Below are 24,322 nucleotides of genomic sequence, written 5' to 3' on the forward strand. Positions count from 1 at the left end.
GGGGCTGTTTGCGGGCCGAAACAGATTTGACAACTTTCAAAAAGTTGTCAAATCTAATTTTAATCTACAGGTACATAAATATCAATTGTAGTTCCTTTGCCTGGTGCCGAGTGGTACTTAATGCTCCCCTTTAAATAGGCTATGCGCGTTTGGGTGTTTTTTAGCCCGATGCCTGAAAATGTTTCGGCTTTATTGGAATCAAAACCTACGCCGTTATCCCTTATGCTTGCCTCAATACCTTCGGCGGTTCGTATAAGGTTGATGTGCAATTTAGTGGCTTTGGCGTGTTTGATAACATTGTTGATGCTTTCCTGTATAATACGGTAAAGCATGTTCTCTACATTGCTTTCCATACGGTTTTTAAAACCCGATGTTTCCAGTGTCATCTTCAAGGTGCCCGAATCTATCTTGTCGATAAAGCTTTGCAGGTCGGCAGCAATACCCGAGCGCAGCACCATATTGGGCATCATTTGGTGCGAAATCTCGCGTACCTCTTTGCAGCTCTCGTCAACCAGCGCTAACGTGTTTTCGGCTAAAAAGCGGTCTTCTGCGCGGTCCATGGTAATGCGGTCGAACAGCCCGCCGAGGTTCATCTTTACGGCCGAAAATAGCTGCCCCACGCCATCGTGCAGGTCGCCGGCAATGCGTTTACGTTCGTTCTCCTCGGCTTCTATTACCGCTTTGGCCAGTATGTCTTGTTGTTTAAGCATCTGCTCCTGCATCAGTGCTTTTTGTTTCAGTTGCCTGCGGTTGTAAAACAAACCCGCCACTATGGCCGATAGCAGAAACAAGCCCGCAATAATACCGATGGTTTTATTACGGCCCGCTATAGATAGTTTTTGGATGGTGTTCTCTTTATTAAGCAGCGCTATTTGCTGCTCTTTCTTTTCGGTTTCGTATTGGGTTTGTATGAGTGCCTGCGCTTTTTTTGCTTGTAGCCCTTGGTTTTCTTCACCCGCTTTTACCGCCTTTTGGTAATACAATAATGCCTGCTGATAATTGCCTTTGCCCTTGTAGTAATTGGAGATATTGTTGGCCACGTAGTTTACAAAGAAGGCATTTTTTATCTGTTCGAAATAAGCCAGCGCCTTTAGGTAATAAGGCAGCGGGTCCTGTTTTTTCACCTCGTAGTATTCGCCAATGTTTATCAGTGCCTGGTTTACGGTGATAGGGTCGTTGGCCTCGATGGCAAGCAGGCGGCCCATTTCATAATATTTGTAGGCATTATCGTAATCGGCGAGGTAATAGTAAATAGCACCAATGGTGTTGGCATTGCGTGCCCGGTTTAGTTTTAGGCCCAGTTTTTTGTCAATGCTGTCAACCTTCAACGCGTAAGCCAGCGCGGGTTTTAACTCCCCGGTTTGCGTGTAAGCCAACGAGTAGTTAGCATACACATAGGCCAGTACTTTATCCAGTTTATTGGCAACGGCCATGTCTTCGGCTTTTTTGAGGTAGGTTAAGCCATCCTTGCTTTTGCCAAGGGAATTGTATACGCGCCCAATGTTGTTCAGCACCATGGCGGTGCCGTAATGGTCGCCGGCTTTTTCGAAAAGTTTCAGTGCATCGTAATGCCCGCCAAGCGCTTTCTGAAACTGCCCCTCATCTGCATAGATAGCAGCGCTAACGTTTAGTGCCGAGCCCTGCAGCCTAAGGTTCTTCAACTCTTTCGCACGATTATAAGCATACGTTATTAACAGCATAGACTTTGCCGGGTCGGCCTCCTTATGGTCGAAAACGCTATCGATTAGCGCTTTTACTGCTTCGGGTTTTGCGTATTTCCGGCTATCAAGTGCCAGTGTATCTGCGCCGGGTTTGGGCTGGCATACCGCCGTTAAAGGCAGGCAAATGAGGGCAATTGCTGCAATAAGTTTCATCGTGTGAAGGCATTGAGGTTTATAGTACGAACTAAAGCTACACTAAAACCCCGATAACTTGTATCTGCTTGATGGTAAATGCGTTGATAGCTTGATAAAATACCGCCTTTAGGGTATGCCATTATACTACATATGCGGTATTGATGCCGGCAAAAAATACCCCGTGCTTAGTGCTGTTAAAACTTTCAATTATTCACCTAACACAAATCCTTACAACAATGAAAAAATTATTAGCCGTGGCCGTTGTTATGCTGGCTGCATTAACAAGCTCTAAACTTTATGCGCAAGACGATTACAAGAAATTCTCATTAGGCATTGGGTTGGAAGCCGCGCTTCCGGTAGGTAACTTAAGCAATGCTTATAGTTTTGGCGGTGGTGCTACTATCCGTGCAACCATCGGGCTCGATGCATCCAGCGCTTTCACCATTACATCGGGTGCTTTGGCTTTTGCGCCTAAAGACCTTGGCGGTGGTTATAAACTAAAAACACAAGTAAACATCCCAATTAAGGCCGGCTACCGGTATATGCTGAGCGATAACTTTTACGCTATTGGCGAGGCCGGCGTAACCATTGCTAAAACCTATGCAAGCAATGGTAGCGGCGGTACAGTATCAGCAAGCGGTTCGTCATTTACCTACGCACCCGGTATTGGTTTAAAGCTTGGCGGTGTCGACCTGAGCGTGCGTTACGAAGGTTACAGTGGCGCAGGCTTTATTGGCGGCAGGCTGGGCTTTAACTTCTAAGATAGCCATGAACACCCTGGTTTGGACATTGATAACCATTGGCATTTTGTGCATTGGTTACCGCAAGCCCGATACGGGTGGTAGCCGGGCGTAAGCCGCCCAATAATACACCCGTTTTACTATTGCAAAACGGGTGTATCAATTAAATAGATATATTTTTCATCATTCAATAAATTATTTCTATATGGCAATTCAAATAGCTATTGTTGATGATAAGCGCATTTTGCGGCAATCGTTAAGCGCGCAAATTGCCTGGTACCAAGAGATAAGCATTGTACTACAGGCTGCGGATGGGCAAGCTTTTTTAGAGGGTATGAAAGCCCTGCCAGCCGACGAACGCCCGCAGGTAGTGTTGATGGATATTGAAATGCCCGGCATGGATGGTATAGAAGCTGTGATGATAGCCAAAGAAGTTTATCCCGAGGTACATTTTTTAATGCTTACTGTTTTTGACGATGATGAGAAGCTCTTTGAGGCCATTAAAGCGGGTGCCAGCGGCTATCTCCTGAAGGATGAGCGTATCCCCAATATTGTGAAAGCCATAACAGAGATAGTTTATGATGGCGGTGTGCCTATGTCGCCCCGCATAGCCCGCAAGGCATTGGGTTTATTGCGTAATGTTCCCGAACCTGCCGGGCAGCATATGGAGCCAACCGACGATTGCAGCTTATCGTCCCGAGAACTGGAGATACTCAACCGCATTGTAGACGGGCTAAACTATACCCAAATAGGCGAGCGCTTATTCATCAGTCCGCATACGGTGCGTAAGCATATTGCCAATATTTATGAGAAACTACATGTATCTAATAAAGCATCGGCCATAAAAATTGCTATCAAAAAGAAGTGGTTTAATTAAGGAATTACGCATATTAACGCGGTTTCACAAATGCGCCATAGGCGCTAAAGCTATGTAGAAAAACGATTACATAAAACAAATTGCGCCGTAGGTGCAATCCTTCAAGCACTTGCTGAGGACTGCACCTACGGCGCAAAATTATTTTAATTGATGTGGCTACAAAGCTATTGCACCTAAAGGTGCAAGCAATCTACACCTCGTAACCTTCAAATCCGTACTGCTTCAATACATCCGCAGGCACGCCCATCCATTTGGTGGGTGAGTTGCCGGCGAAGCCTAAATCGGTTACGCCTATTTTGGTAGTGAAGAAGCCGGTGGCGGTTAGATCGCGCATGCGGTTGAAAAAAGCTACACCCTGTTGCATTTCGGGTTTGGCTTTTGCCGGGTAAGCAATATCATCAACTACCTCTATCTGCTGCGCATGGCTACTTGCTATAAAGGTTTTACCAAAGCGGTTAAGGCATTGCAGGTCCAACCATTTCAGCCCGCCACGAAGCGGCAACTGATGGTCAGGGATATCCTTCACAATAAACTCTATAAATTCAGGTACCTTGGCATCCGTAGCACTGCCCGACTTATCATCCTTCGGGATAATAATATCAACCAGTACAGTTATGGTAGCCATCTCGTGTTCGTTAAAAAACTTATCGGCAAGCAGTTTCTTTTCCCGTTCCAGTTCGTCGGGCTGGCGGCCGGGAGTAACGCCAGCTACTTCGGTAGTTTCGGGCGTGGCGGTTTTATCCGCAGGGGTTTTACAAGCCTCAAGCAGGGCCGTTGCCGATATAGTGCCTATGCCCAGGGCTTTTAAGGAGTCGCGTCTGTTCATGATGCGTTATACGTTAAGTTTTTTACGTTGAGCCAAAATGTATTCTGCGGTGCGCATGCTGAGGGCCAAAATGGTCCAGGTAGCATTTTTATCGCCTTGCTGCACAAATGGTGCGGCATCTACCACAAAAAGGTTATCGCAATCGTGTGCCTGGCAATATTTGTTCAGGGCCGATTTGGTGCGGTCGTTCCCCATGCGGATGGTACCTACCTCGTGGATGATCTTGCCGGGAGCCTCTAAGCCGTAATTGGTATCGGCACCTTTTTTAGGCCCGTGTATAGCGCCCATGTTATGCAATATTTCCTCAAAGGTATCCTGCATGTGCTTGGCCTGGTTTATCTCATCGTTGTTCCAGGTGTAGTTGAAGCGCAGTACCGGTATACCGTATTTATCAACCACGTTGGGGTCTATCTCGCAATAGTTCTCTTTACGGGCAATAGCAGTACCACGGCCGGCCATGCCTACCTGCGTACCGTAGAAACGGCGGTAATCATCTTTAAGCGATGCACCGTAGCCACCCGCTTCTTTCACTTTACCATCCCTATCAGGCACAGCGCCGTTCATGTTATGCATACCGAAGCCGAAGCCATAACCAGGCATACCCAAACCGCCACCGTATTCGATGTGGTAGCCGCGCGGGAAGTTCAGTTTTTTATTATCCAACCACCATGGCGAGTAAATGTGTACGCTGCCTACGCCGTCTTCGTTGTAACGCTTACGGTCTAATAATTGCGGAAGGAAACCGCCCGCGCTGGAGCCGGTAGAATCGTGCAGGTATTTACCTACTACGCCGCTGCTGTTGGCCAAACCGCCGGGGTGTGCTGATGATTTGGAGTTGAGCAGTATACGTGCCGATTCGCCTGCGCTGGCACCCAGTATCACAATTTTACCATTCACCTGGTATTCCTGCATATCTTCTTTACTCACGTAAGATACGCCGGTGGCCTTGCCTTCTTTATCAGTTAACACCTCGCGCACCATGGCGTTGGTTATTACCTTAAGATTGCCGGTTTTCACGGCCGGAATTACGAGGCACGATGATGCCGAGAAATCGCCGTAAACTTTACAACTACGCCCGCATTGCCCGCAGAAGAAGCAAGCGCCACGGTCTTTATTGCCCGGCAAAGCTTCGGTAAGTACCGAACCTCGGCCCGGGATAACCTTTACGCCTGCAGCGCGAGCGCCTTTAGTAATGAACAGTTCGTTCAAGCGCGGCTTTGGCGGCGGCAGGAATATACCATCAGGTTCGTTCTCTAAATTTTCTTTTGTGCCGTATACACCTATCAGGCGGTCAACCTTATCGTAAAAAGGTTTTACATCATCGTAAGTGATAGGCCATGGGTCCGTAAGCCCGTCGGTGGGTTGAAAATCGAGCGGGCCCATGCGCAGCGATATACGCCCCCAGTGGTTGGTGCGCCCGCCCAGCATACGCGAACGGAACCACCAAAATTCGGTTTTATCTTTAGTGGTGTAAGGCTCGCCATCTATCTTCCATCCGCCAAAAGCGGCATCAAAATCACCGAAGGGGCGTGTTGTGCTGGCGCCGCGCCGTGCCGACTCCCAGGGCCACTTCAATTGCATCGAATCTGTCTGCGGGTCGAAATAAGCGCCTGCTTCCAGCATTAATACTTTAAGGCCCGCATGTGCCAGCACATATGCCGCCATACCCCCGCCTGCACCCGAGCCAACAATTACAGCATCGTACGTTGTGCCCGATTTCTTTATCTGTATATCTTTCATCGAAAAAAATAACCCCGCGCAAGGCGGGGTGTATAGGTTAGCTTAAAGTTGTTTTATTTTGATGTTTTTGTAGCTCACTACAGCGCCGTGGCCCTGTAAAGCAATGTGGCCTTTAGGGTATTTGGCAAAATCTTTCCAGTCTTTAAACTTGCTTTTGTTCAGCATTTCGTTCCATTCGGGGCTGCCCATTTGCACGTTAACAGTTTCAACGCCGTTTAGCCAAAAGGTAAGGTGCCCGTTCTCTTTGCGCAGTTTTACTTTGTTCCACTGGCCGGCAGGTTTTGCTGCAGTGGCAGGGGCGGCTTTCATATCGTACAAGCTGCCTGCAAGGTGCGTAGGGTTTTTATTGTCTTCAGCTTTTACGTTATCCAATACTTGCATCTCAATGCCGGTTAGGTAAGTAGCGCCCAGAGCAGGGTCTTCGTGTACGCCGAAGATGATACCGCTGTTGCCTCCTTCGGCAATTTTCCAGTCGATAGTTAATTCAAAGTTTTCGTATTCGCCGTCGGTAAGCAGGTCGGCAGCATCGTGCGATGTTGGGTCGAGCTGCAAAGCACCATCAACAACCGACCATGAGCCTGCGCCGGTTTTGTTGTACACATGCCAGCCGGTGGTAGTTTTGCCATCAAATAATTTCACATCTTTTTGTGCCGAGGCGGTAAGGCTAACGGCCGATAAAGCTAAAGCGCTTAAAAATAGTTTTCTCATACTGATTCGTTTTAGCAGCGCCGGGAGCGGCGGCTTTTAATTTGTTTGGGTAGTAAAAGTAATATTTATTTTGGTTGATGCCTTGTTAACCTTAAATCAAACGAAATTTTTACAGCAGCAAAATTTCGTAACAGTTGAGGTAACATGCAGTCCAATTGGTACACACTAAACAACGCGAACATGAAACAACTATTACTTAAGGCATCATCAATTTTAATATTAGCCGCTACGCTGCAGGCTTGCGACAGGGCACAATCAAACGTGCAAACTTTGTATACCGATAACTGCGGTGTATCCTGGAAGCTGATAAAAGCCGGCGAAACACTGCCAAAGGGTATAGGCATGTGCTCGTACAAAGTAACCGTGCCCGATTACCCCATGCAGGGCGAGAGTGTTTTTAAATCGGCTTTTAAAAACAGGGTAATGGCAAAAATTGAAGTGACTTACGATTACTCTATAACCAATGCCATACAGTATATAGGCGAGGCCAAATACCTGGGCAAGATAAACTCTGATAGTGATAACGAAGCAAACTCGGCCAAAGCTTACGAAACCGCCGAAAACTCGGTAATTGATAAACGTATTAAAGAAATTGCCCGAGATCTGCTCATCAACGAAGACATTGTTGATTTTTCGCAGGCGGATTTCGAGACCAAACTATTGGATGATGTGAACAAGCTGCTGGCCAGCAAAGGCGTGAAGATAAACTTCCTGAGTTTTGTGCCCATCCCCGAAGAGCAAACCCGCCAGGCCATTGATATTGTTACCGCCATGAAAATATACGACAGCAAGGGCCTAACCGAAGTAGGTAAGGCTGTAGCCGCTGCCCGTGCAGGTGCAACTAAAGTGAATGTAACTACTGCCGAAGCTGCGAAGAAAGAAACCGATACAGAAGATTAATAGTCTTAATATGCGGTAATCATAGCGATGGGTTTTAGACCCATCGCTATAAGCGAAGTTATAAGTTCTACCTGCTCAGCAGAAACGATAACCCCGAGGCCACCCCTATCATGGCGTACCCGTAACTGCTTTGGAAGGATATGTTATAATCATCCTGCCCACGGTAACCACCGCCTGCCATTACAGATACATCGTAAAGGAAAGGCAGGTGGTAATAGTATTTCAGGCTAACGTTTAGCCGCTTTTTTAGATTGAAGGCGTTGTAGTTCTCGTACTTGTCGGCTATATAAGTAAAGTCGAACTGCAGGCGCTGCCAGTTAGCAAACAGTTTACGTTTTTCTTTAATCGGGTCGTCGTAAGCACGGGCGAGGTTGAGCATATAGGTGCCGTTGACCCGTACCCAGCCATAGCGCCCCGGCAGCCCCGCCGCCGAGCCTTTACCGAATAGACCGCTATGTAACTCTACTCCAATGGTTTTGTATTGGTTTATCACCATGTCGGTTTTGTCGGTACGTTTGCCCACGGTGTAGTTTAGCGAGTAGAAGTTGGTAGAGAATTTGCCGCTATCCACATTAAAACTATTATCGGGTAACAAAGTTGGGCCGCGTACCCCATTAGAGTGGTGCGTGTATCCTCCCGAGAGAAACTCCGGGTGGTATACATCATTATTAAGGCGGTAAAATAGTTGTATCCCCGGCATATAGCTGGGCGATTTTACTGGCGCCCCTGGGGTACTCAACAGGCGTATTTTCACCCGCGTAAAGGCGTTTACGAACAGGCGCGATTTGGGCGTATTGTATACCACAAAGTTGGCCACCACATCGGCCACCAATTGGGTTTTTATGGGCTGAAAAAGTTCCTGGCCGAAGAAAGAGGTGCGCAGGTTTTGGATATAGATGTCATTAAAATCGCGGTTGATGAGTCGCGATGCAATTAGCGAAGTAATAGTATCCTGGATGACCGGGGTACCTTTTACTTTAACTGTATCGGTATCGGCAGCGCGGCTGGTTTGATATGCGAGGGGTATTAAAATAATTAAGCCTGTAAGTATTTTAAATAGTTGTTTTGCATAGATGAACATTGTTGAGTTATACTGTGTTTTTTAGTAGGTAAATAATAACTACGCGAAATAACAGCCAATGTTTTGTATATAATACACTAAGGCTAAAACAAGACTTTGAGTTGACATTATGATGTTTACCAACGCTTTTATAAACAAAATGCCTACCTTGCGTAATTTACATACAGAATATAGTGACATTTCAGGATTTCAATTTCAACGAACAACTATTAGAAGGCGTGCTGAGTATGGGCTTTACCAAAGCCACCCCTATTCAGGAATTAACCATACCGGTTATTATGAATGGCGACGACCTGATAGCTTGCGCACAAACAGGCACCGGCAAAACAGCATCATACCTGCTGCCGGTTCTAAATTATATAGCCAATAACAACGTACACCAAACTACTGCCCTGGTACTTGCCCCAACGCGTGAGCTGGCCCAGCAGATAGACCAGCAGGTAGAAGGCCTTGCCTATTTTACGGGCATAAGCTCGCAGGCGGTATTTGGCGGCGGCGATGGTATTGCTTACGAGCAGCAACGCCGTGGTATACAAAACAGCGTAAACATTATTATTGCCACACCGGGCAGGCTGATAGCCCACCTTACCTCGGGTGTGCTGAAGCTGAACCATATCACCCATTTGGTGTTGGACGAAGCCGACCGTATGCTGGATATGGGTTTTAGCGATGATATTATGCGCATCATCAGCTACCTGCCCAAAAAGCGCCAAACGCTATTGTTCTCGGCTACCATGCCGGGCCGCATACGCAATTTAGCAAAAGCCATTTTACACGAACCGCAGCAGATAAGCGTTGCCATATCTAAACCTGCCGAGGGGATAGACCAACAGGTTTACCGCCTGCACGATCAGCAAAAAACGCCGCTGATAAAAATGATATTGAAAGATGGCGGTTTCCAGAGCTCTATTGTATTTGCTTCGCGGAAGGAAATTGTAAGAGCGCTTTATAAAGAATTGAAGCATGCCCATGTTAATACTGCCGCTTTCCACTCAGATTTGCAGCAGAGTGAGCGCGAAGAGATATTGCTGAAGTTTAAAAACAAACAGCTTCCGGTCATCATTGGTACGGATGCCTTATCGCGCGGTATCGATGTGGAGGGGATAGACCTGGTTGTCAACTACGATGTTCCCGGCGATGCCGAAGACTATGTACACCGCATTGGCCGTACAGCACGCGCCGCCACAACAGGCACAGCGATCACCTTTGTGAACGACCGCGACCTGAAGCGTTTGAAAAGCATTGAGCAACTCATAGACAGGCAAATCCCGCAAAAAGAACTCCCCGAAGAGTTGAAAAGCATTGAGCCAATTGCACAGGAACGTCCCGCCGGCGGCCCGCGTAAAGACAAGCGCCGCAGGCCGAATCGTTACAAAGGCAACAAGCCAAAACCGGCGGCAAATTAAACCTTGTAAAATTTATGTGGTCTATTGGTTTGAAATAACTAATGTGTTACATTTACACAATAAACCAATTAAAATAACCATACCATGACTTCCAGACGTTCGTTCCTCAAAACCTCAGCGGTGTTGGGTACCGGCCTTTTAATGGCCCCAAACCTTTTTGCCCGCGATAAAAAAGCAATTGGCGTGCAGTTATACACCGTGCGCGATGCGATGGCAAAAGACCCTGTAGCAACACTTGCCAAAGTGGCCAAAGTGGGCTTTAATACCGTAGAAGGCGCAACCTACACCGGTACACAAAAATTTTATGGCATGGAGCCGGCACAGTTCAAAAAAGTTTTGGGCGATAACGGCCTTAAAATGGTGAGCGGCCACTACATGTTAGGTGAAGGCATGCCTACTACTAAAGGTACTATTGTGAACGAATGGGCAAAAGCGGCTGATGATGCGGCAGCTGTGGGCTTAAAATATATGGTTTGCGCCTATTTGCTTGATGGCGAGCGCGGCAACCTCGACCACTACAAACAAACCGCTGATAAACTGAATACTGCCGGCGAGATCTGCAAAAAAGCAGGTATACAGCTTTGTTACCACAACCACGATTTTGAGTTTAAACAAGAAGACGGCAAATACCCATACGAAACCCTGCTTACCGCTACCGATAAGGACCTGGTAAAAATGGAGATGGATATTTACTGGATATACCGCGCCAAACAAGATCCTATTAAACTCTTCAACGAGAACCCCGGCCGTTTCCCGCTATGGCACGTAAAAGATATGGATAACACTCCTAAACAAATGTTTACCGAAGTAGGTAATGGTGTTATTCCGTTCAAAGAGATATTTAAACACTCTAAGAAAGCCGGCCTGCAATACTTCTTCAACGAGCAGGATGTTTGCCCCGGCGATCCGTTTGATAGCATTACCAAAAGCTACAGCTACATTAAAGCTAACCTGGTTTAATTACCGGATCATAGATATAGTTATAAGCCGGACCCGAAAAGGGTTCGGCTTTTTTCTTTAATTCCCTCGTCATAGTAATAGCATCGGGTTTGACAGGTCATATAAAACGTTCCTATGGAACGTGAAAATTTGTCTTTTTTGAGTTCTACCGATAAACCGTTCCGCTGGAACGAGTGTTTTTCATCCCTTAGGGATGTCTTATGGGTAGAACCACATCAATGAATATTTTACGTTCCATAGGAACGTTTTATAAAATCGACGTTCTGTCTGATAATGTGCTATTACTCGCAAGAAGTGAACGATTGTTCACGACGCTGTTCGCTAAAATTATATCCCTCAAAACAAAATCGTTCCCTCCCGCATTCACCGTATATTCAATTATTACAAGCCAACTCCAATTGAATGATAACAGCCCTCAAAATAATTTTTAGCATCATCTTTTTATGGGTGTGCTATACCGTAATTACCACCAGCCTGCAAAGCAATTTATTTGAGCAGTGGGATTACCTTGGCTCTATTCCCTGGATGCGCGCCACCCTTTGGGACTTTTATGCCAATGTATCGGTAATATACCTATGGGTGTGTTATAAGGAAAAAGGTATCGCCCTAAAGATAGTTTGGCTTATCCTACTGGTGCTGTTGGGCAGCATAGCCAGCACGGCGTTCGTGCTTATACAGCTCTTCCGTTTAAAACCCAATGAAGGCTTAAAAGAATTTTTCACCTCGCGCAATGGATAATTACAGCGTTTGGCAGCTCGCCCTGTTTAGTTTAATAGCCTGCTGCGTTATTATGGCGCTGGTATGGGTTTGGAGTTACCGCATCAAGAATGCCGGTGTGGTAGATATTTTTTGGTCGTACAATTTTCCGGTAATTGCTATTATCCTGTTTTTGCTGGCGCCGGGTTTCGAACTGCGCAAGCAACTGATATGCGGAATGGTATTTTTAGCAGGCTTGCGTTTGGGCACACATTTGGCCATCCGCATTACCAAACACCTGCGCGAAGAAGAGCCGCGCTATGCCCACATCCGCAAAGAATGGGGTGCCAACGCCGAACCCAAAATGTTTGGTTTTTTTCAGATGCAGGCTGCATCCAATGTATTGCTTGCTATCCCCTTTTTCATCATCGCCATGAATACCGAGCCGCAATTATCGGTATTTGAATACGCAGGCTTAGTGCTTTGGGCCGTCAGCGTAATTGGCGAAGCTGTTGCCGATAAGCAGTTGGCCAACTTTAAAAAGGATACTGCCAATAAAGGCAAGGTTTGCGATACGGGGCTTTGGCATTATTCGCGCCACCCCAATTACTTTTTCGAATGGTTAATATGGGTGTCGTACTTTGTTTTTGCGCTGGGTTCGCCGTATGGGTATCTGGCAATTGTAAGTCCCGCTATAATTTTATATCTGTTGCTAAAGGTTACGGGCATACCTACATCCGAGCAGCAGTCGCTCCGCTCAAAACCCGAAGCTTATAAAAAATACCAGGCTACAACCAGTGTGTTTGTGCCCTGGCCAAAAGCAAAAACATGATCGGGTATCGGCTGAAAGATTTCCTATTAGGCGAAGTTTTGTTTAATACTTAATTGCAGATTTCATCACACTTAAACTGCCAAAAAAGAGCCTTGCCAAAAATCCGAGTGGCTTATAAACACGTATAATTCTATAAATTAAAACAATACTAAGCAGCACCAATTAGCGCTTCCCCCTCAAAATGTGGTACGACAAATACGTAGAACAAGATAAAGTTCCTGACTTTTTATTGCGGAAAGGTATCCGCAAGCTATTACAGCAAAGGCTTGATGACGAGAAGAAACCCGATGTAGAAGCGCAGCAGGCTCACCTGATGCGGCTGATAGCCGAGTTAAAAGCATCTCCCATTGCTATAAATACCTCCGATGCTAACGAGCAACATTACGAGGTGCCTACTCCGTTTTACCAATACTGCCTTGGCAAGCATTTAAAATATAGTAGCGGCTATTGGAAGCTGGGCGTAACCGATTTGGACACAGCCGAAGCCGATATGCTGGAACTTACCTGCCAGCGCGCCGGTTTGGCTGGTGGGCAGCATGTGCTGGAACTGGGTTGCGGATGGGGTTCGCTATCGTTATTCATGGCGGCAAAATATCCCGACAGTACTTTTAAAGTGGTATCTAACTCGCGTACGCAAAAAGTGTATATCGATAAGCAGGCAAAACAGCGCGGCATTACCAACCTTACAGTACTTACTGCGGATATGAACACCTTCGAGATAAAGGAGCAATTCGACAGGGTGGTATCGGTAGAAATGTTCGAGCATATGCGTAACTATCAGTTGCTGATGAAAAAGGTAGCGTCGTTTTTAAAGCCCGATGGCAAGCTGTTCGTGCATATATTTACGCACAAGGAGTATGCTTACAAATTTGAGGTGAAGGATGATACCGACTGGATGAGCAAATATTTTTTCACCGGCGGTATGATGCCAAGCGACGACCTGCTGTTTTACTTTAACGACGATATGGTGGTAGAGAACCATTGGCAGGTAAGCGGTAACCATTACGCCAAAACCGCCGAGGCATGGCTTGCCAATATGGACAAACATAAAGCCGAAATTATACCTATTTTTAAGGAAACCTACGGGAACACGCAAGCGTTAAAGTGGTGGGTTTACTGGCGCCTTTTTTACCTGGCCTGTGCCGAGCTTTGGGCATTTAACAATGGTAACGAATGGATAGTAAGCCATTACCTGTTCCACAAAACCATTGCATGATAAGGCTTGTTATCCTCCTAATTCTTTTCCTGGTATCGTTATTATCGGTTTTTAAAGCACCTGCTTATTACCTGTGGATGCTGGCCATCGGCGTAAGCGAGTTTCCCTTGCTTTTTGCGGGCATCACTTCGGTTGTGCTGGCAAGTGGTATTTGGTTTCAAAAATACCAGGCGGCATCAACGCTTATTGGTGTAGTGGCGTTGTTGCTTTTCTTGTCGCCCATTGTGCGGTCGTATATGGTAGCATCTTCTCTCAAAAAAGAGTTTGTAGAAGCCTTTGGCCCGGGCAGTGCTATTGTTAATGGTGATAGTACGCAGGCGCCGTTCAGCTTTTTCAGGATGTTCGAGACAAAACCAAAAGTTGCTTTTAAAACATTCGTTTATAATAATGATAGGGGTGTACCCCTAAGCCTTAACTTTTACCCGTCTGCCTTTGATGGTAAACGCCCTTGTGTAATATCGGTACATGGCGGCTCCTGGGCCGGGGGGGATAATTCTGAACTGCCCGAGCTGAACAGTTACCTGGCAAAGCAGGGTTATCAGGTGGCGGCTATAAATTACCGCCTGGCACCACAATACCAAACACCCGCCCCGGTTGAAGATGTTGCCGAAGCCTTTGCTTACCTGAAGGCGCATGCCGATGAGTTGAATATAGACACTAACAAATTCGTACTGCTGGGGCGCTCGGCCGGTGCACAAATAGCTCTGCTTTCTGCCTACACTCACCCTGAACCCGGCTTGCGCGGTGTGGTAGATTTTTATGGCCCGGCGGATATGGTTTGGGGCTACTCTATACCATCGAACCCTTTGATCATGGATTCGCGCAAGGTAATGGAGAACTACATTGGCGGCTCGTACCCTGCGGTACCACAAAAGTACGCAGCCTGCTCGCCGTTGGAGTTCGTGAACAAACAAAGCGTACCCACGTTAATGTTGCATGGTGATAACGACGTGCTGGTGTCACCCCAACATAGCCGCAGGTTAAATAAAAAACTGGCGGATAACGGTATCAAACATTATTGGCTAAAACTACCCTGGGCAACCCACGGTTTTGATTATAACTTATATGGCCCGGGCGGGCAACTATCAACCTATGTGGTAGAGCGTTTTATAAACACGGTAACCAAATAACATGCATAAAACAGCAATAATTGGCACCGGCATTGCCGGTATGGGCTGCGGGCATTTCCTGCAAAACCAAACCGACCTTACCTTTTACGAGCAGAACGACTATATAGGTGGCCACACCAATACCGTTACGTTAGAGGAAGATGGCAAGCCCATATACATGGATACCGGCTTTATGGTGTTCAACTATAAAACCTACCCTAACCTTTGCAAGTTGTTTGCCGAGATAGGTGCGCCGGTGAAGAAAACCGACATGAGTTTCAGTGTGCAGCACGTACCCAGCAAACTGGAATATAGCGGCAGCAGCGTAAACCACCTATTTGCCCAGCGCCGTAATATCCTCAATATTCCTTACCTAAAAATGCTTGGGCAAATAGCCCGTTTTAACAAGGAAAGCGTTAAGATACTGGACGACCCCAAGTATGCCGATTATTCCCTCGGGCAATATATTAAAGAGTTTGGCTACAGCGAAGATATGCTATGGAAGTATTTGGTGCCCATGAGCTCGGCGGTGTGGAGCACGCCAATGGAGCAAATGCTGGATTTCCCGGCCGTATCGCTTATTCGCTTTTTCCTCAATCACGGTTTCCTGGGGCTGGATACTCAACACCAATGGTATACCCCAGTGAACGGCAGCCAGAGCTATCGCGAGATATTGATAAAACCCTTCAAACATAAAATGAAGGTGAACCGCAAGGTGGTTAATGTATCGCGCCTGGCAGATGGTAAAGCACTGGTATTGGCGAGTGACGGCTCACAGGAAATATTCGATAGGGTGATCATCGCCTCACACGGCGACCAGGCGCTAAAAATGCTGGAAGCCGCAACACCCGATGAGCAACGCCTGCTATCATGCTTTAAATACCAGTACAACAAAGCCACCCTGCATACCGACGAAGGCATTATGCCCCGCAAAAAACTCGCCTGGAGCAGCTGGAACTACCGCATACAAATGCAGGATGGCAAGCTAACGCCGAGCACCATCTACTGGATGAACAAACTGCAGGGTGTATCCGATAAAAACAATTACTTCGTATCCATCAATCCGCATAATAATATCGACGAGAAGAAGATCATCCGCGAGATCGATTACGAACACCCCCTGTTCGACGTTTCCGCCATGCAGGCGCAGGATGAACTGCACAAGCTAAACCAAAGCGGCCCTATTTATTTCTGCGGAAGCTATTTTAAATACGGTTTCCACGAGGATGCTTTTGCCAGTGCAGTGAAATTGTGTTCGCAGATGCTGGGGCGAGATGTTTATGGAGATATACAGAGGTAAGAAATATACGTAAAAGGGGATTGCTCTTTTTGGTATATTTACACAGCCAAAGCCTATATCCAATGAAGCTAAACATACTTCCTGCGTTAATGATCTTCGTTTCGGTGCTCGGTTGCATCCAATCTAAGCCAACAACGCTCAGCAATACTCCTCAGCAATTAATTGATACATCGAAAGCTATCAAAGTCAGCGGGCAATGGGTTATACCCAATAACTTGATAGATCAAGATACCGCTTGGGTGACGGGCGATACCTTAAAATTTATTACATGTAATGATTTTGTTTACAATCCTTTTGGGAAAACTACAACACGATCCGATCTTCGAAATACACTATTGAAGAAATTTACCATCAGCGATAAAGTGGTAGAAAGTAGGTTCGGAAGTTTTAAGTTGAATATGCTTAACTACAAATCCAGTAAGTTGGCTTTTTTTCTCGATGATGATGACACCTTAACTCATTCCAATATAGCCAAAGGGGAGATCTATGATAGCGAAGCGGAGTTGTTGAACGGAATAAAGGTTGGAATGACCGACGAAAGTTTTTACAAGAAGTTTTTTAAGTTTTTTCCTGATGAGCTTAGGGTCAAATATAAAGTGGTGGCCCTTAATGCCTGTGTTGATGATATAACTCATATTTATAGCTTTGAGTATGGTAAGCTAAAGTCTATAAAATTCACTAATCAATACGTTTTCAACGTAGAGTTTTGATGTACATACCGGGCTAAACTAAGTAGCCCTTTTCCCCGTATATTTATATATGCCCGGCCCCTATATCAATTCCTGTTTATACAAAGCCAAAGTGATGCATCATCGCCTGGCGCCCAAAGTGCATAGCTTCCATTACGAGGTATTTATGTTCTACCTCGATCTGGATGAGATAGACGAGCTATCCCGCAGGCTAAAATTCATGAGCCGCAACCGGTTCAATCTGTTCAATTTTAGGGATAAAGACCACCTGCAACTTCCGTGCGAAAAACCTGATACTGCCAAAACTACCCGCGAACATATTAACGCTTATTTAGCGGAGAACAGCATTGCCATACCTCCCAAGCGTATTATGGTGCTCACCAACCTATGTACGCTGGGTTACCAGTTCAATCCCGTGTCTTTTTACTATTGTTATAACGATGCCGATGAGCCCTTTTGCGCCATAGTAGAAGTATGCAATACTTTTTTGGAGATAAAACCTTATTTTTTGGGTAGCGATACCAAACAAAACGCTGGCTTTAAGCTTAATACGGAGAAGTATTTTTACGTGTCGCCATTTATTGATATGGATACCTGTTTCGATTTCGACCTGCAGGTGCCCGGCGATAAATTACAGGTGCGGATAGACGACTATGATAAAGCCGGCAAGCGGTTTTTTATCAGTACCCTTACCGGCATCCGCAAACCTTTAACCGATAAAAACCTTTTGCTGTACTTTTTTAGTTTCCCGCTTATCACCGTAAAAGTGATAGCCATGATACACTGGCAGGCGCTGAAGTTATGGCTGAAGAAACTGCCTTTCCACCGCAAAGGCGACAATGCGGATAAGCAACGGGGCGTTTATCGCCCGTATAGAGCAAATTAGGATAAACGCGGTAAAACTGTTTGCCGCAAATACTACGTACGTTAATAAACAGCCCCAAGTTAAAAACCAATAATGGCCAACTCGTTATCTTTAAATAATAAAAGAACCGCTTTATACCAGGATATTGTACTGGGTTTCCTTTATAAAATGGATAAGGGTTTCCTTAACCTTACGCTTGCCGATGGCGAAGAGATAAGTATTGGTACCGGCGAAGGGAATATAACCGCCAACATTAAAGTAAACAGCAACGAGTTTTTTAAACGTGTAATACTTTACGGCGATATTGGTTTTGGCGAAGCTTATACCGATGGGCTTTGGGATACCGATAATATTACCAATGTAATAAAATGGGTGCTGCTGAATATTGAGAACGCACCGAGCGTATCGGGTGGTAAAACCCAGGCTTTGGCGCTCAACCTGTTCAAATGGTTCAATAAGCTATCGCAATCTAAACGCGCGAATACGATGGATGGCTCACGCAAGAATATATCCGAACATTACGATTTGAATAACGATTTCTTCGCCAGCTTCCTCGACCCTACCATGACCTACTCCAGCGCGTACTTTTTCCGCGACGGCTTATCATTAGAAGAAGCGCAGATAGCCAAGTACGACCGCCTTTGCCGCCAACTGCATTTAAAACCTGCCGACCATGTTTTAGAGATAGGTAGCGGATGGGGTGGCAACGCTATTTATATGGCAAAAACTTATGGTTGCAAAGTAACATCGCTCACTATATCTGCCGAGCAGCACAAACTGGCTACCGAGCGCGTAGAAGCCGCCGGTCTATCGCATAAAGTAAGTATTGAGATGCGTGATTACCGCACACTTGAAGGTCAGTACGATAAAATCGTATCAGTAGAGATGCTGGAGGCCGTTGGCCACAAGTTTTTGGATGTTTATTTTAAACAATGCCACAACCTCCTTAAGAAAAACGGACTGCTGGCCATACAAGTAATAACCTCACCCGATTGCCGCTACGATAGCCTGCGCAAAGGGGTAGACTGGATACAAAAACATATTTTCCCCGGCTCGCTGCTGCCCTCGGTAGCAGCCATCAATGGCTCCATCAACCGCACCGGCGATATGACCTTAGTGGACCTTAAAGATTTAGGAATAGATTACGCCAAAACCCTGAAACTTTGGTACGAGCAATTTAACCTCAACTTAGGCAAAGTAAAGTCGCTGGGATTTGATGATACATTCATCCGCAAGTGGAATTACTACCTCTGCTACTGCGAGGCGGCCTTCGCTATGCGCAATATCAACGTAATGCATTTGGTGTATTCAAGGCCGAATAATATGAGTTATTAATTCAGTTGGCAGTTTGCGGTGGGCAGTTTGCACATTGGACTTTACTTCGGCCTTTCTGAAAAGCTAAATCCGCATAGTGGCTATTTTACCGCAAAGAACGCAGAGAAAAAACGCAAAGGGCGCAAAGTAAAAAACTTGCGCCCTTTGTATTGTAATAATTAGGAAAGCTTGATTCTTAAAAATCTCGCCGTTTAACTTTCTTTAGTGCCTAACAAATGCTTTGTGTTTCTTTGCGAAAACTCTGCGCACTTTGCGGTTAAAAAGAGGCAACGTAGGGTCACTGCAAACTGCCAACCGGAAACTGCAAACTGTTAAAGCATCTTTAGCATCTCCATATCAAACTTCGGCATTACGGTGTAGCGTATTTGCACCAGCCCAGTATCGTAAATCTGTTGCCCGGTAACTTGTAGCTTTATCCTGTCTTTAATACCTGCGAACAGTGGCTTGCCTTCGCCTAAAACAATTGGATGAATAGATAACAACATCTCCGTTACCCAATTTTTATTCAGAAGTGCCGATAGCAAACTTGCCCCACCGAACAGCCAAATGTTTTTGCCCGCTTCGTTCAGGATGCCTTCAACAGCATGTTCAAAATCGGCAGATGATATAACCTCTACGTTTTCGTTCTCGCCGGGTACGAGTGTATCCGAAAAAACGTATACCTTTTTACCGGCCAGCATTTCGGGCATGGTGCGTACGAGTTCGTAGCTTTTGCGACCGATGAATACAGCATCTATCTCATCAAAAAAAGCGGACATACCGTAATCCTGGTCCACAAAGCACCAATCGTATTCGCCATTAGGCCCTTCAATAAGCCCATCAAGGCTTACCGCAACATTCAATATAACTTTCCGCATTAGTCTTTTTCTTCTTTCTCGGGTTGGTTACGCTCCACCCATTGTTTGGCAAACGATTTTTCGGCAACTACCGGCATCTCTTTAAAATGTCCCCAGGTACCTTTAAAGAAAAAGCGTAGCAGCCAGTTCTTCACACCACCGCCAAAGAAATCCGTTAGCTTGCGTTTCATCATGCCTTTGCGCCAGAGTGCCCAGCCCCACTGTTCTTTTTTAGGGATAAGCCCCTCGGTAACGGCATCGCGGCGGTTAAGCAGTAACATTTTGTGGATGTCGATTTTTACAGGGCAAACACTGGTGCAGGCACCGCACAAACTGGATGCGTAGCTGAGGTGCTTAAAATCTTCCATCCCGCGCATGTGCGGCGTAATAACCGAGCCTATTGGCCCGGTGTAGGATGTTTCGTAACTATGCCCGCCTATGTTTTTATAAACCGGGCATACGTTTAAGCAAGCCCCGCAACGGATGCAGTAAAGCCCCTGGCGCTGTTCTTTTTGCGCCAGCAGGTTGGTGCGCCCGTTATCAAGCAATATCACATACATTTCTTCGGGGCCGTCGGTTTCGCCGGGTTGGCGCGGGCCACTTAAAATGGTGTTGTAAACGGTAAGGTTTTGCCCCGTGCCGTGGGTAGATAACATGGGCCAAAACAGGTCGAGGTCAGCAATAGAAGGGATGAGTTTTTCTATCCCCACAATAGCGATGTGTATTTTAGGGAAAGATGTGCTCAACCTCGCGTTGCCTTCGTTCTCGCTGATGGCAATACTCCCCGTATCGGCTAACAAGAAGTTGGCACCGGTTATGCCAGCATCAGCACTTAAATATTTCTCGCGCAATAGTTCGCGGGCTTTTGCGGTAAGTTGCTCGGGCGTAGCATCTATAGGCGTGCCGAAGCGTTCGTTAAAAAGTTTGGCAATATCATCCTTAGAAAGATGCATGGCCGGTGTAACAATATGGTATGGGCGCTGGCCAAGCAGTTGCACAATGTATTCGCCCAAGTCGCTTTCCAGCGATTCGATGTTGTTGCTCTCCAGGAATGAATTGAGGTGTATCTCCTCGGTAGCCATCGATTTAGATTTGATGACCGATTTGGCATTCGCTTTCGTAAGAATGTTCAGTACCTCGCGCTGCGCTTCTTCGGCATCGTTTGCCCAAATTACTTTGCCACCGCGTTTCTGAAAATTTGCCTCAAATTCGGGCAGCAGCTTATCCAGGTTCTCCATCACTTTCCATTTGATGGCATGCCCCTTCTTTTTAGAGTTATCGAGGTTTATCATGCGCGATAGCCCGCGCGCAACTGAAGCATCGTACTTGCCAATGTTGTAGTTGATGATCTTACGGTGCCCTAAATCGAACGCCTTAAGTTCCGATGCCTCTAAAAACTCCTTTGCAATGTTTCCCATTAAATGCGAAATTAAATAATCGCAATTATGTTTTAGGGTGTAGTTAAAAATATTGCCTTTTTAAGCAGGGTTTGTAACACCCGTATCAGCGCGCCCGTCATGCGGGTATGAAAAAGATACTTACCCTCATCACCTTAATTGCAGCATTGGCATCGTCCTGCTCGCACGAAGTTTATAATAACAAAGGCTATTTGGCAGCACACAATATAGTCGGCAAAACGGTGGCCATACTGCCTGTAGAAGTTTACTACGCCGGCAAGCAACCCAAAAATACCGACTGGTATACCCAGGAGCAAGCCACCAGTCTGAATCTGCAAGCCCAACTGGAGCAAGCCTACCTGTTGCATAAAGAAAGAAATCAGCCTAAAAAGCATCAGTATAAAGTGGAGCTGATGAACACCAATACGGTTAACGCCCGCCTGCGCAACAAAATGGTGGACCTGCGTACCGCCTGGACAATGGCACCCGATAGCGTTGGCCGCATCATTGGTGCCGATTTAGTGTTCAAAGTCCGCATGTCGCGCGAGCGTTATATGGATGAGAACCTGGCTAAAGGCATAAACGCAGGTGCTTTTGTGCTGGAAGGTTTGCTGAACTCGAATAAGAAAAATAAAGATGTGGTGTTGCTGCCACGTGTAACTGCCGAAGACATTGGCTACGAGGTTTCGTTAATTGATGCCCATACCGGCGAAATAGTATCGCGCTACGTTGGCGACCCGAACAGCGAGAACAGCAAGAGCATTAATGGCATTAACAAAGCAATGGCATCGCGTTCGGTAGTGTTCGCGGCAAAATAGGTTAGGCTGTTTTGTCACGCAAAGGCGCAAAGCCGCTAAGTAGAAAATCAAAAACTTTGCGCCTTGGCGTCTTTGCGTGATATTAATTATGGTCTTAGCTTAATATTTTTTTATCAGATAATAATAACGCTAAACTTCCGCCGTATTGATTGCATATACCTAATATGAAAACAATACTACCTTGCCTGTCCATCGCATTATTAATGCTACTCTCATCCTGCGGTAGCAGCGGTGTTTATATCAATAAGGCTTATCTTAACAACAATAATATCGATGGGAAAACCTTAGCGGTATTACCTGCGGATGTTTACTACAGCGGCAAACAACCCCGCAAAGAAGATTGGTACGAGCAGGAGCAAACCGCCAGCCAGGATCTGCAGTTTGAGGTGCAGCAGGCGTTGTTAGATTTTAAGAATGTGCATACCCGTCGCGATAAGCAATACCCTGTTGTATTGATGGATGCTTACACCGTAAATAAAACATTGCTTACCAAAATGGCAGACCTGCGCACTGCCTGGACAATGCCGCCGGATAGTGTTGGCCGTATGTTGGGTGCCGACCTGGTAATAAAAGTGCGGATGGACAGGGAGCATTTCATGTCGCAAAGTGCCGCCACCTGGACGAATATAGGGTTGACCGTTTTAAGCGGTGCGCTTTCGGCTATCAACAATGGCTACCCGCCGGAGGTAGAGTATGTTAAAGCCAATAATTTCGATTACGAAATATCGCTTATATCTACCGCCACGGGCGATACCATATCGCGCTACGCTATTAACCCGCGCAACCGCGATGATATCACCGGCGTTAACCACATGATGGCATCCAAATCGGTAGTGTTTGCGGGGAAGTAAGGGAGGCTTAATCTAAATACACATCCAGCAAGCCTTCGGGCAGGTCTACAGTTACGATGTCCTTCACGCGGTCTATCCCCTGTATGATGCTTTCGTTCAGCGGGAATAATACCTCTACATCTTTATAGGTCACAGTAGCTATCAACTGCTGCGGATATTCCTGTATAGCGGTTATCTCGCCCAGTTCGCCCTCGTGTATATCTACCGCCGTGAAGCCCTTCAGGTCTTTCAGGGTAAATTCTTCGCGTTTCTTTTTGGGTTTGGCTTTGTTGGGCAGGTAAATATCCTTACGCACCAGTGCCGATGCTTTTTCGATGGTGTCGATATCTTCCAGGTAAAGGTAGGCGCTGTTCTTTTGGTTATGCTTTATCGATTCCACAAAAAACGGAACAAGCTTACCCGCAATATCCAAAAATATCGAGGTTATCTTAATGCGCTCTACATCTTCAAAATCCATGTATAGCTGCATCTCGCCTTTAAGCCCTTTGGTTTTTAATACCGTACCTATCCTGAAGTATCCTTCTGTTGCCATCTCTCAAAAAAAATGTTGTTAAATAACAATGGCGAAGAACCGTTGGGTTGCTTCGCCATTGTTCAGAATCAAGAGTTGAGAATCAAGAAATAAGATCTTTGTCCTGGCTCTTGATTCTTTACTCTTGCCTCTCAAATAATTATTCAGCGCTTTCTGCTTCCGGTGCTGCTTCTTCAGCAACTTCTTCTGCAGGTGGCGTGTTTTTAGCAGCAATAGCAGCGGCTTTTTCTTCTTTCTTTTTAGCTTCAGCAACTAAAGCAGCTTTGCGTGCTTCAACTTTTGCAGCGTTAAGGTTAGATTTTTTGCCGGTGATTTTGCTGTCTTTCTGGTCAAGCCATTCAGCAAATTTAGCATCTGCCTGCTCTTCAGTTAATGCACCTTTTTTAACACCGCCTTGTAAGTGTTTTTTGTATAATACGCCTTTGTAAGACAGTATTGCACGGCAGGTGTCGGTTGGCTGTGCGCCATTGTTCACCCACTCAAGGGTTTTGTCGAAATTGATGTCGATAGTAGCAGGGTTGGTGTTAGGGTTGTACGAACCAACACGCTCAATGAAACGGCCATCGCGAGGTGCGCGGGCGTCAGCTACTACAATGTAGTAAAAAGGTTTGCCTTTTTTACCGTGTCTTTGCAGTCTAATTTTAGTTGCCATTTTTTAAAGTTATGTATTCAACATTGTCCCCGGAGTTCTTTCTGCGGGGATGCAAAGGTAAACATTTTTATAATAAATTAAAAGCCTAATTATTAATCGG

24 protein-coding genes are annotated in these 24,322 nt (G+C 46.0%); 15 read left to right on the forward strand and 9 right to left on the reverse strand.

The genetic code is table 11. The annotated features are described in order from the left end of the window. Positions 1-59 precede the first annotated feature (59 nt). Positions 60-1,874 carry a tetratricopeptide repeat-containing sensor histidine kinase gene (locus tag BC343_RS09575; RefSeq protein WP_078347558.1) on the reverse strand — a complete coding sequence of 605 codons (1,815 nt, stop codon included), beginning with the start codon at positions 1,872-1,874 and terminating at the stop codon, positions 60-62. Positions 1,875-2,092: 218 nt separating this feature from the next. On the opposite strand from BC343_RS09575, the gene BC343_RS09580 reads away from it, so the two are divergent. Together BC343_RS09580 and BC343_RS09585 are read left to right on the forward strand one after the other, a co-directional pair. Next, complete coding sequence (locus BC343_RS09580) at positions 2,093-2,617, forward strand: outer membrane beta-barrel protein (RefSeq protein ID WP_078347559.1); 525 nt, start codon at positions 2,093-2,095, stop codon at positions 2,615-2,617. 184 nt (positions 2,618-2,801) lie between these two features. Continuing rightward, positions 2,802-3,473 (forward strand): response regulator transcription factor, encoded by a 672-nt coding sequence (locus BC343_RS09585; RefSeq protein WP_078347560.1) that lies wholly within the window; start codon positions 2,802-2,804, stop codon positions 3,471-3,473. Positions 3,474-3,663: 190 nt separating this feature from the next. Here the strand turns inward: BC343_RS09585 and BC343_RS09590 are convergent, their stop codons facing one another. The 3 genes from BC343_RS09590 to BC343_RS09600 are packed head-to-tail and all read right to left on the reverse strand — an operon-like array spanning position 3,664 to position 6,747. Then, positions 3,664-4,299: a gluconate 2-dehydrogenase subunit 3 family protein gene (locus BC343_RS09590; protein ID WP_078347561.1), complete on the reverse strand. Its 636-nt coding sequence runs from the start codon at positions 4,297-4,299 to the stop codon at positions 3,664-3,666. Positions 4,300-4,305: 6 nt separating this feature from the next. Further along, positions 4,306-6,039 carry a GMC oxidoreductase gene (locus tag BC343_RS09595; protein WP_078347562.1) on the reverse strand — a complete coding sequence of 578 codons (1,734 nt, stop codon included), beginning with the start codon at positions 6,037-6,039 and terminating at the stop codon, positions 4,306-4,308. A 42-nt stretch (positions 6,040-6,081) separates the two neighbouring features. Next, positions 6,082-6,747 (reverse strand): 3-keto-disaccharide hydrolase, encoded by a 666-nt coding sequence (locus tag BC343_RS09600; RefSeq protein ID WP_078347563.1) that lies wholly within the window; start codon positions 6,745-6,747, stop codon positions 6,082-6,084. Between the two features lie 180 nt (positions 6,748-6,927). On the opposite strand from BC343_RS09600, the gene BC343_RS09605 reads away from it, so the two are divergent. Beyond that, entirely contained in the window at positions 6,928-7,647 is a 720-nt protein-coding gene (locus BC343_RS09605) for a hypothetical protein (RefSeq protein WP_078347564.1), read from the forward strand. 67 nt (positions 7,648-7,714) lie between these two features. On the opposite strand, the gene BC343_RS09610 is transcribed toward BC343_RS09605, so the two are convergent. Beyond that, complete coding sequence (locus tag BC343_RS09610) at positions 7,715-8,728, reverse strand: hypothetical protein (protein WP_078347565.1); 1,014 nt, start codon at positions 8,726-8,728, stop codon at positions 7,715-7,717. A 173-nt stretch (positions 8,729-8,901) separates the two neighbouring features. Here BC343_RS09610 and BC343_RS09615 point away from each other — a divergent pair, with 173 nt between their 5' ends. From BC343_RS09615 to BC343_RS09660, 10 genes are all read left to right on the forward strand, one after another. Continuing rightward, on the forward strand, positions 8,902-10,134 hold the full coding sequence (locus BC343_RS09615) for a DEAD/DEAH box helicase (RefSeq protein ID WP_202909758.1): 1,233 nt from the start codon (positions 8,902-8,904) through the stop codon (positions 10,132-10,134). A gap of 84 nt (positions 10,135-10,218) precedes the next feature. Beyond that, positions 10,219-11,094 (forward strand): TIM barrel protein, encoded by an 876-nt coding sequence (locus BC343_RS09620; protein ID WP_078347566.1) that lies wholly within the window; start codon positions 10,219-10,221, stop codon positions 11,092-11,094. 402 nt (positions 11,095-11,496) lie between these two features. Further along, positions 11,497-11,832, forward strand: a complete 336-nt coding sequence (locus tag BC343_RS09625) for a DUF1475 family protein (protein ID WP_078347567.1) — start codon at positions 11,497-11,499, stop codon at positions 11,830-11,832. Further along, positions 11,825-12,622 (forward strand): DUF1295 domain-containing protein, encoded by a 798-nt coding sequence (locus tag BC343_RS09630; protein WP_078347568.1) that lies wholly within the window; start codon positions 11,825-11,827, stop codon positions 12,620-12,622. Before BC343_RS09625 ends, BC343_RS09630 begins: the two co-directional genes overlap by 8 nt. Positions 12,623-12,803: 181 nt before the next feature. Beyond that, positions 12,804-13,838 carry an SAM-dependent methyltransferase gene (locus tag BC343_RS09635; RefSeq protein WP_078347569.1) on the forward strand — a complete coding sequence of 345 codons (1,035 nt, stop codon included), beginning with the start codon at positions 12,804-12,806 and terminating at the stop codon, positions 13,836-13,838. Further along, a complete protein-coding gene (locus tag BC343_RS09640; protein WP_078347570.1) occupies positions 13,835-14,968 on the forward strand; it encodes an alpha/beta hydrolase in 1,134 nt (377 codons plus the stop codon). The genes BC343_RS09635 and BC343_RS09640 overlap by 4 nt, the downstream gene beginning before the upstream one ends. A 1-nt stretch (position 14,969) precedes the next feature. Next, positions 14,970-16,247 (forward strand): NAD(P)/FAD-dependent oxidoreductase, encoded by a 1,278-nt coding sequence (locus BC343_RS09645; RefSeq protein ID WP_078347571.1) that lies wholly within the window; start codon positions 14,970-14,972, stop codon positions 16,245-16,247. 62 nt (positions 16,248-16,309) lie between these two features. Beyond that, complete coding sequence (locus BC343_RS09650) at positions 16,310-16,957, forward strand: hypothetical protein (RefSeq protein ID WP_078347572.1); 648 nt, start codon at positions 16,310-16,312, stop codon at positions 16,955-16,957. A 49-nt stretch (positions 16,958-17,006) separates the two neighbouring features. Further along, entirely contained in the window at positions 17,007-17,822 is an 816-nt protein-coding gene (locus BC343_RS09655; protein ID WP_202909759.1) for a DUF1365 domain-containing protein, read from the forward strand. 72 nt (positions 17,823-17,894) lie between these two features. Then, the gene (locus BC343_RS09660; RefSeq protein WP_078347573.1) at positions 17,895-19,136 is read left to right on the forward strand and encodes an SAM-dependent methyltransferase; all 1,242 of its coding nucleotides are present in this window, start codon (positions 17,895-17,897) and stop codon (positions 19,134-19,136) included. 311 nt (positions 19,137-19,447) lie between these two features. On the opposite strand, the gene BC343_RS09665 is transcribed toward BC343_RS09660, so the two are convergent. Together BC343_RS09665 and BC343_RS09670 are read right to left on the reverse strand one after the other, a co-directional pair. Then, positions 19,448-19,993, reverse strand: coding sequence for a dihydrofolate reductase family protein (locus tag BC343_RS09665; protein WP_078347574.1), 546 nt, complete (start codon positions 19,991-19,993; stop codon positions 19,448-19,450). Further along, a complete protein-coding gene (locus BC343_RS09670; RefSeq protein ID WP_078347575.1) occupies positions 19,993-21,390 on the reverse strand; it encodes a LutB/LldF family L-lactate oxidation iron-sulfur protein in 1,398 nt (465 codons plus the stop codon). The genes BC343_RS09665 and BC343_RS09670 overlap by 1 nt, the downstream gene beginning before the upstream one ends. A 107-nt stretch (positions 21,391-21,497) precedes the next feature. Between BC343_RS09670 and BC343_RS09675 the strand changes: the two genes are divergently transcribed. Further along, complete coding sequence (locus tag BC343_RS09675; protein WP_078347576.1) at positions 21,498-22,187, forward strand: hypothetical protein; 690 nt, start codon at positions 21,498-21,500, stop codon at positions 22,185-22,187. A 164-nt stretch (positions 22,188-22,351) separates the two neighbouring features. Next, on the forward strand, positions 22,352-23,038 hold the full coding sequence (locus BC343_RS09680) for a hypothetical protein (RefSeq protein WP_143822128.1): 687 nt from the start codon (positions 22,352-22,354) through the stop codon (positions 23,036-23,038). A 7-nt stretch (positions 23,039-23,045) separates the two neighbouring features. Here BC343_RS09680 and rimM read toward each other — a convergent pair whose 3' ends face one another. Both rimM and BC343_RS09690 read right to left on the reverse strand, forming a co-directional pair. Further along, complete coding sequence (gene rimM / locus BC343_RS09685) at positions 23,046-23,570, reverse strand: ribosome maturation factor RimM (protein WP_078347578.1); 525 nt, start codon at positions 23,568-23,570, stop codon at positions 23,046-23,048. 139 nt (positions 23,571-23,709) lie between these two features. Then, positions 23,710-24,222 (reverse strand): 30S ribosomal protein S16, encoded by a 513-nt coding sequence (locus tag BC343_RS09690; RefSeq protein ID WP_078347579.1) that lies wholly within the window; start codon positions 24,220-24,222, stop codon positions 23,710-23,712. Between the last annotated feature and the right edge of the window lie 100 nt (positions 24,223-24,322).

It is taken from the genome of Mucilaginibacter pedocola, from assembly GCF_002013915.1.
In the GTDB taxonomy this organism is placed as follows: Bacteria; Bacteroidota; Bacteroidia; order Sphingobacteriales; family Sphingobacteriaceae; genus Mucilaginibacter; species Mucilaginibacter pedocola.

Excerpts from the sequence above, each read along its gene's own strand:
- BC343_RS09575 (WP_078347558.1), bottom strand. The coding sequence starts at position 1,874 with ATGAAACTTATTGCAGCAATTGCCCTCATTTGCCTGCCTTTAACGGCG.
- BC343_RS09580 (WP_078347559.1), top strand. The coding sequence starts at position 2,093 with ATGAAAAAATTATTAGCCGTGGCCGTTGTTATGCTGGCTGCATTAACA.
- BC343_RS09585 (WP_078347560.1), top strand. The coding sequence starts at position 2,802 with ATGGCAATTCAAATAGCTATTGTTGATGATAAGCGCATTTTGCGGCAA.
- BC343_RS09590 (WP_078347561.1), bottom strand. The coding sequence starts at position 4,299 with ATGAACAGACGCGACTCCTTAAAAGCCCTGGGCATAGGCACTATATCG.
- BC343_RS09595 (WP_078347562.1), bottom strand. The coding sequence starts at position 6,039 with ATGAAAGATATACAGATAAAGAAATCGGGCACAACGTACGATGCTGTA.
- BC343_RS09600 (WP_078347563.1), bottom strand. The coding sequence starts at position 6,747 with ATGAGAAAACTATTTTTAAGCGCTTTAGCTTTATCGGCCGTTAGCCTT.
- BC343_RS09605 (WP_078347564.1), top strand. The coding sequence starts at position 6,928 with ATGAAACAACTATTACTTAAGGCATCATCAATTTTAATATTAGCCGCT.
- BC343_RS09610 (WP_078347565.1), bottom strand. The coding sequence starts at position 8,728 with ATGTTCATCTATGCAAAACAACTATTTAAAATACTTACAGGCTTAATT.
- BC343_RS09620 (WP_078347566.1), top strand. The coding sequence starts at position 10,219 with ATGACTTCCAGACGTTCGTTCCTCAAAACCTCAGCGGTGTTGGGTACC.
- BC343_RS09625 (WP_078347567.1), top strand. The coding sequence starts at position 11,497 with ATGATAACAGCCCTCAAAATAATTTTTAGCATCATCTTTTTATGGGTG.
- BC343_RS09630 (WP_078347568.1), top strand. The coding sequence starts at position 11,825 with ATGGATAATTACAGCGTTTGGCAGCTCGCCCTGTTTAGTTTAATAGCC.
- BC343_RS09635 (WP_078347569.1), top strand. The coding sequence starts at position 12,804 with ATGTGGTACGACAAATACGTAGAACAAGATAAAGTTCCTGACTTTTTA.
- BC343_RS09640 (WP_078347570.1), top strand. The coding sequence starts at position 13,835 with ATGATAAGGCTTGTTATCCTCCTAATTCTTTTCCTGGTATCGTTATTA.
- BC343_RS09645 (WP_078347571.1), top strand. The coding sequence starts at position 14,970 with ATGCATAAAACAGCAATAATTGGCACCGGCATTGCCGGTATGGGCTGC.
- BC343_RS09650 (WP_078347572.1), top strand. The coding sequence starts at position 16,310 with ATGAAGCTAAACATACTTCCTGCGTTAATGATCTTCGTTTCGGTGCTC.
- BC343_RS09655 (WP_202909759.1), top strand. The coding sequence starts at position 17,007 with ATGCCCGGCCCCTATATCAATTCCTGTTTATACAAAGCCAAAGTGATG.
- BC343_RS09660 (WP_078347573.1), top strand. The coding sequence starts at position 17,895 with ATGGCCAACTCGTTATCTTTAAATAATAAAAGAACCGCTTTATACCAG.
- BC343_RS09665 (WP_078347574.1), bottom strand. The coding sequence starts at position 19,993 with ATGCGGAAAGTTATATTGAATGTTGCGGTAAGCCTTGATGGGCTTATT.
- BC343_RS09670 (WP_078347575.1), bottom strand. The coding sequence starts at position 21,390 with ATGGGAAACATTGCAAAGGAGTTTTTAGAGGCATCGGAACTTAAGGCG.
- BC343_RS09675 (WP_078347576.1), top strand. The coding sequence starts at position 21,498 with ATGAAAAAGATACTTACCCTCATCACCTTAATTGCAGCATTGGCATCG.
- BC343_RS09680 (WP_143822128.1), top strand. The coding sequence starts at position 22,352 with ATGAAAACAATACTACCTTGCCTGTCCATCGCATTATTAATGCTACTC.
- rimM (WP_078347578.1), bottom strand. The coding sequence starts at position 23,570 with ATGGCAACAGAAGGATACTTCAGGATAGGTACGGTATTAAAAACCAAA.
- BC343_RS09690 (WP_078347579.1), bottom strand. The coding sequence starts at position 24,222 with ATGGCAACTAAAATTAGACTGCAAAGACACGGTAAAAAAGGCAAACCT.